The sequence below is a fragment of the Streptomyces sp. NPDC058985 genome (assembly GCF_042740985.1).
In the GTDB taxonomy this organism is placed as follows: Bacteria; Actinomycetota; Actinomycetes; order Streptomycetales; family Streptomycetaceae; genus Streptomyces.
This window is the reverse complement of the sequence record NZ_JBHYJX010000025.1, coordinates 109193-115547: the sequence shown is the minus strand read 5'-3', so window position 1 is coordinate 115547 and position 6355 is coordinate 109193. Positions and strand designations below refer to the sequence as shown.

General features: G+C 74.6%; 6 protein-coding genes. 5 read left to right on the top strand and 1 reads right to left on the bottom strand.

Annotation, left to right across the window (positions count from 1 at the left end):
• The 5 genes from ACFW01_RS22470 to ACFW01_RS22450 all read left to right on the top strand — a co-directional run.
• Positions 1–746 (top strand): substrate-binding domain-containing protein (locus ACFW01_RS22470; RefSeq protein WP_384505944.1); only part of this gene is annotated, 746 nt, incomplete at its 5' end.
• A 113-nt stretch (positions 747–859) separates the two neighbouring features.
• A complete protein-coding gene (locus tag ACFW01_RS22465) occupies positions 860–2161 on the top strand; it encodes an alpha/beta fold hydrolase (protein ID WP_384505941.1) in 1302 nt (433 codons plus the stop codon).
• A 57-nt stretch (positions 2162–2218) separates the two neighbouring features.
• Positions 2219–2962 (top strand): PIG-L deacetylase family protein, encoded by a 744-nt coding sequence (locus ACFW01_RS22460; protein ID WP_384505938.1) that lies wholly within the window; start codon positions 2219–2221, stop codon positions 2960–2962.
• A 4-nt stretch (positions 2963–2966) separates the two neighbouring features.
• Complete coding sequence (gene sigJ, locus ACFW01_RS22455) at positions 2967–3887, top strand: RNA polymerase sigma factor SigJ (protein WP_384505935.1); 921 nt, start codon at positions 2967–2969, stop codon at positions 3885–3887.
• Between the two features lie 56 nt (positions 3888–3943).
• Entirely contained in the window at positions 3944–4774 is an 831-nt protein-coding gene (locus ACFW01_RS22450; RefSeq protein WP_384505932.1) for a pentapeptide repeat-containing protein, read from the top strand.
• On the opposite strand, the gene ACFW01_RS22445 is transcribed toward ACFW01_RS22450, so the two are convergent.
• Positions 4736–6298 (bottom strand): cytochrome P450, encoded by a 1563-nt coding sequence (locus tag ACFW01_RS22445; RefSeq protein WP_384505930.1) that lies wholly within the window; start codon positions 6296–6298, stop codon positions 4736–4738. The genes ACFW01_RS22450 and ACFW01_RS22445 overlap by 39 nt on opposite strands.
• Between the last annotated feature and the right edge of the window lie 57 nt (positions 6299–6355).

The window sequence follows — 6355 nt, the reverse complement described above, 5'->3', positions numbered from 1 at the left end:
GCGTGATGGTCTGCAACAGCGCACAGAACCCCGGCGAGGAGGCCGAGTACCTCTCGCTCTTCGCCGAGCAGCGGGTCCGGGGCGTCCTGCTCACCCCCGCCGACGCCACCGGCCGCAACATCGAGGGCTTCCGGCGCCACAACATCCCCTTCGTGCTCGTCGACCGGGTCGCCGAGGGCACCACCGAGTGCTCGGTCTCCGTCGACGACGTCGCCGGCGGCGCGCTGGCCGTGCGCCACCTGGTGGACGCCGGCCACCGCTCCATCGCCTACGTCAGCGGCCCGCCGGGACTCAACCAGGTGCGCGACCGCCGTACCGGCGCCCTCGCCGCGCTCGCCGAGGCCGGCCTCGGCCCCGACGCGCTGCGCGAACTGCCCACCGAACGCCTCGACGTCTCCGCCGGGCGCGACGCCGGCGCCCGCCTGCTCGGGCTCGCCGACCGGCCGACCGCCGTCTTCTGCGCCAACGACCTGCTCGCCCTGGGCGTCCTCCAGGCCCTGTATGCGGCCGGGGTGAGCGTCCCCGACGACCTCGCGATCGTCGGCTACGACGACATCGAGTTCGCCGCCGCGGCGGCCGTCCCGCTCACCTCCGTGCGCCAGCCCGCCGTCACCATGGGCGCGATGGCGGCCGAGCTGCTCCTGGAGGAGACGGAGCTGGACGGCACCGACCGGACCCACCCGCACCGCAGGGTGGTGCTCCAGCCCGAACTGGTGGTGCGGCGCTCCAGCCTCGCCGTCCGCTGACCGGCCGCAGGAAGGATTTCATGATCCCGGGGGTCCGCCGCCGGAAGACCGTGTGCTGAACTGGGACACGGCCGAGAAATCCGACCGTCACGTCCGTCGTCCCGGGAGCCCCGTTGAGCGTCAGCTACCGCCAGCCAGGAGTCGTCCTCACCGACCGCCGTTTCACCGTGCCCCTCGACCACCGCGACCCCTCCGGGGAGACGATCGAGCTGTACGCGCGCGAGGCCGTCGCGAGCGACAAGGCGCACCAGGACCTTCCGTGGCTGGTCTACCTCCAGGGCGGTCCCGGCTTCGGGGCGAACCGTTTCATCGGCCGCCCCGCCTGGCTCGGCCGAGCCCTGAAGGAGTTCCGCGTCCTGCTGCTCGACCAGCGCGGCACCGGAGCCTCCACGCCCGCCAACCGCCAGACCCTCCCGCTGCGCGGCGGCCCGGCCGAGCAGGCCGACTACCTCACCCACTTCCGCGCCGACGCCATCGTCCGCGACTGCGAGGCCATCCGCCCCCAGGTCACCGGCGGCGCCCCCTGGACCGTCCTCGGCCAGAGCTTCGGCGGCTTCTGCACCGTCGCCTACCTGTCGCTCGCCCCCGAGGGCCTGAGCACCGCCCTGATCACCGGCGGCCTGCCCTCCCTGGACGCCCACGCCGACGACATCTACCGGGCCGCCTACCCCCGCATCGAACGCAAGGTCGCCGCGCACTACGCCCGCTACCCGCAGGACGTCGAACGCGCCCGCCGCATCGCCGACCACCTGCTCACCCACGACGTGGTCCTGCCGGGCGGCTACCGGCTGACCGTCGAGGCCTTCCAGTCCCTCGGCATCCTGCTCGGCGGCAGCGAGGGCACCCACCGCCTGCACTTCCTCCTGGAGGACGCCTTCGTCCGCACCCCGGGCGGACCCGAACTCTCCGACGACTTCCAGGAACAGGCGCAGGGCCTGCTGTCGTACGCCGGCCACCCGCTGTACGCCCTCGTCCACGAGGCCATCTACGGCCAGGACGCCCGCCCCACCGACTGGTCGGCCGAGCGGGTCCGCGCCGAGTTCCCCCGCTTCGACGCCGCCAAGGCACTCGCCGGCGACGAACCGCTGATGTTCACGGGCGAGTCGGTCCACCCCTGGATGTTCGACTGCGACCCGGCGCTGCGCCCGCTGCGCGAGACCGCCAGCCTGCTCGCCGCCCGCACCGACTGGACGCCCTTGTACGACCCCGCCCGCCTCGCCGCCAACGAGGTACCGGCCGCCGCGGCCGTCTACCACGACGACATGTACGTCGACACCGCCCACGCCCTGACCACCGCCCGCGCGATCCGCGGACTGCGCACCTGGGTGACCGACGAGTTCGAGCACGACGGCGTGCGGGCCGGCGGCCCCCGCGTCCTGGACCGGCTGCTCGCGCTGGCCCGCGACGAGGCCTGACCGGAGCGCGGCCGAATGAGCGGGTGGGATGTCGGTGGCGCGGGTTAGTGTGCGGGCATGACGGAGCCGACGATCACGCAACTGGAGCCCATGCCCGGCGACTGGAGCCGAGCCCTCGCCGTCGTCGCCCACCCGGACGACCTGGAGTACGGCTGCTCCGCGGCGATCGCCGGCTGGACCGACGAGGGCCGGGAGGTCGCCTACGTGCTCGCCACCCGGGGCGAGGCGGGCATCGACACCATGGCGCCCGCCGAGTGCGCCCCGCTGCGCGAACGGGAGCAGCGGGCGAGCGCCGCGGTCGTCGGCGTGAGCGAGGTGGAGTTCCTCGACCACCGGGACGGTGTCATCGAGTACGGCCTCGCGCTGCGCCGCGACATCGCCGCCGCGATCCGCCGGCACCGGCCCGAGCTGGTCATCACCCTCAACCACCGGGACACCTGGGGCGGCGTCGCCTGGAACACCCCGGACCACATCGCCGTCGGCCGGGCCACGCTGGACGCGGCGTCCGACGCGGGCAACCGGTGGATCTTCCCCGAGCTGACCGAGCAGGGCCTCGAACCCTGGGACGGCGTGCGCTGGGTGGCGGTCGCCGGTTCCGCCTCGCCCACGCACGCCGTGGACGCCACGCCGGGACTGGAGCGCGCGGTGCGCTCGCTGCTCGAACACCGGACGTACATCGAGGTGCTGACCGAGGAGGACCCGGAGACGTACGTGCGCGGCTTCCTCACGGGCTTCGCCCAGTCCGCGGGGGAGCGGTTCGGCGGAAAGCCAGCGGTGACCTTCGAAGTCTTCGGGCGGTAGCGGCATGGCGGGGGAGTGGGGCGAGCCGGGGCAGGGGCGCCTCGCCGAGCGGTTCGAGGAGCACCGGGGGCAGCTGAAGGCGGTCGCCTACCGCATGCTCGGTTCGGCGGCCGAGGCGGAGGACGCCGTGCAGGAGGCGTGGCTGCGCCTCGACCGCACCGGCGCGGACCGCATCGACAACCTGGGCGCCTGGCTGACCACGGTGACCGGGCGGGTCTGCCTGGACCTGCTGCGCTCCCGGACCGCGCGCCGCGAGGAGCCGATGGCCGAGGGCTTCGACACCTTCGTGCCTGACCCCGTGGTGCGGTCGCTGCCGCAGGCCGACCCGGAGCAGGAGGCCCTGCACACCGACTCGGTGGGCATCGCCCTGCTCGTGGTGCTGGAGACCCTGGAACCGGCCGAGCGGCTGGCGTTCGTGCTGCACGACATGTTCGCCGTGCCCTTCGACGACATCGCGCGGATCGTCGAGCGCAGCCCGGCCGCCACCCGGCAGCTGGCCAGCCGGGCCCGGCGCCGGGTGCGGGACGCCACCCCCGCCGCCGACCCGGACCTGGGGCGGCAGCGCCGGGCGGTCGAGGCGTTCCTCGCCGCGAGCCGCGCCGGCGACTTCGAGGCGCTGGTGTCCGTGCTCCACCCGGACGTGGTGCTGCGCGCCGACGCGGGTGCGCTGGCCCGGGGCCCGGCCGCGTCCAAGGTCGCCACCGGCGCCCGGACGGTCGCCACCGGCGCCTTCCACTTCCGCCACCTCGCGGGGGCGGCCCGCCTCGTCCTGGTCAACGGCGCGGTGGGCACCGTCGCCGTCTCCGAGGGACGTCCGCTGTCGGTCACCTACGTCACCGTCGTCGACGGACTCATCACCGGCCTGTACATCCTGTCCGACCCCGAGCGGCTGGCCCGCCTCGACCTGTCCGCGCTCGATGCATGACCGGGGCCGGGAGCCGTCGGCACGAGGGCATGCCGACGGCCCGTATCCTCGATGACATGCGAGAACACACGGTGGACCGGGCCGCGCTGCGCGCCGACTGCGGGCAGTGCTTCGGTCTGTGCTGCGTGGCACTCCCCTTCGCCCGCTCGGCGGACTTCGCCATCGACAAGGACGCGGGTAAGCCCTGCCCGAACCTCGGCACCGACCACCGCTGCGGCATCCACGCCGAGCTGCGGGACCGCGGCTTCACCGGCTGCACGGTCTACGACTGCTTCGGCGCCGGGCAGCAGGTCTCGCAGGTCACCTTCGGCGGACAGGACTGGCGCACCGGCCCCCCGGAGCACGCCCGCCTCGTCTTCGACGTCTTCCCGGTCGTCCGCCAACTGCACGAACTGCTCTGGTACCTGACCGAGGCGCTCACCCTGCCCGCCGCCCGCCCGGTCCACCCCGACCTGCGCCGCGCCCTGGCCGACACCGAGCGGCTCACCGCCGGGACCCCCGGGGAACTGGCGGCCCTCGACGTCGCCGCGCACCGGCAGCGGGTCAACGCGCTCCTGCTCCGCACCAGCGAACTGGTGCGGTCCGGCACCCGCGGCCGCAAGAAGAACCGCCGCAACGCCGACCTGATGGGCGCCCGCCTCAGGGGCGCCGACCTCGCCGGGGCCGATCTGCGCGGCGCCTACCTCATCGCCGCCGACCTCACCGGTGCGGACCTGCGGGGCGCCGACCTGATCGGCGCGGACCTGCGCGACGCCGACCTGACGGACGCGGACCTGACGGGAGCCTTCTTCCTGACCCAGCCGCAGCTCACCGCGGCCCGCGGCGGTGCCGGTACCCGGCTGCCCGGCTCAGTCACCCGCCCGGTGCACTGGACAGCGGGCCGCTGACGCGGCGTCCCCGGCGGCCCCGGTGTCCGCGGTGCGGGCGCCGTCCTCCGGCGCCGGGCCGGGACCGCCGGACGGGGTGCGCCGCTCCAGTCGCAGCCGCAGCCCCTCCGGCATCAGCGTCAGCCGCTCGGTCACCCGCAGCCGGTAACCGGGCTCGGGCCGCAGCTCGTAGCGGCGCAGCAGCAGACCCAGGATCAGCGTCGCCTCGTGCAGCGCGAACTGCCGCCCTATGCAGGCCCGCGCCCCCGTCCCGAACGGCTTGAAGGTGTGCGGGGCGCGCGACCGTACGGCCTTCGCGTCGAAGCGGTCCGGGTCGAAGCTCTCGGCGTCCGGGCCCCACACGCCGGGGTCGCGGTGCAGCATCCCGGTGAGCACCAGGGCCCACGCCCCGCGCCGCATCGGGTACGCGCCGCCCAGCACCGTGTCCTCGCGGGCCTCCCGCGCGAAGGCGGGGGCGGTCGGCCACAGCCGCAGCGACTCGTCCAGCACCCGGCGCGTGTAGCGCAGCCTGGCCACTTGCTCGTAGCCGGGTGCCTCGGTGCCGCCCCAGACGCGGTCCACCTCGTCCCGGACCCGGGCGGCGACGTCGGGGTGCTGGGCGAGGTAGTGCAGGGCGAAGGAAAGCGCGCCCGAGGTGGTCTCGTGCCCGGCGACCAGGAAGGTGATGACCTGCCGGCGGACGTTCTCCGCCGACAGCCGCTCACCGGTGACGGGATGGGCCGTCTCCAGCATCCGGTCGAGCAGGTCGCCCTCGCCGCCCGCCGCGGCCCGGCGTTCGCGGACGAGGTCGTCCACGGTGCGGTTGAGGTGGGCGATGTCGGCGGCGTTGCGGCGGCTCGCGTCGCGCAGCAGCCAGGGGGCGAGCGGCGCGGGCACCGTGTTGAGGCGCTGCGCGTAGGTGAGCGTGCCCACCATCGCGGAGACGAAGGGGTGCGGGCGGGAGCGCTCGAAGGACCCGAAGTCGTGCCCGAACCCGGTGCGCGCGATGGTCTCCAGCGTCAGCTTGGTCATGTCACCGGGCACGTCCACCGCCCGTCCCGCGGCCCGGGCCCGGTCCCAGTGGTCGGTGAGCCGCGAGGCCACGTCCAGCATCATCACGTGGTACCCGGCCATGGCCTCGCGGCTGAAGCCGGGCGCCAGCACGTCGTGCGCGAGCTGCCAGTTGGGCTCGTGGTTGTACGCCGTGAACAGGCCGTCCCCGGCCACCGGCCGCAGGTTGGCCACGCCGAGCCCCACGTGCTTGGCGAAGCGCGACTCGTCCGCCAGGTCGGCGGCGAGCGCGGCGCCCCACACGAAGACGAACTCCTTGCCGAAGGCCCGCCGCCGGAAGATCGGCCCCAGCCGCCGCGCGTACCGCAGCGAGTCCTGCATCGGCGTGCGCCGGCTCGCCCCGATCACGTCCCCCAGCAGAGGGACGCGGTACGGCGGGCGGGGTATGCGGCGCAGTTCGGGCCAGCCCAGCTCGGCGCTGCGGAAGCCCTTCGGCAGGCCGTCCCGGGCCGTCTCGTCAGTCGTCCGGGCCATGCGCGATCTCCCTTGACACGGCGGCGTGTTGCCCACCTGGCGAAAGCGTGTTATACA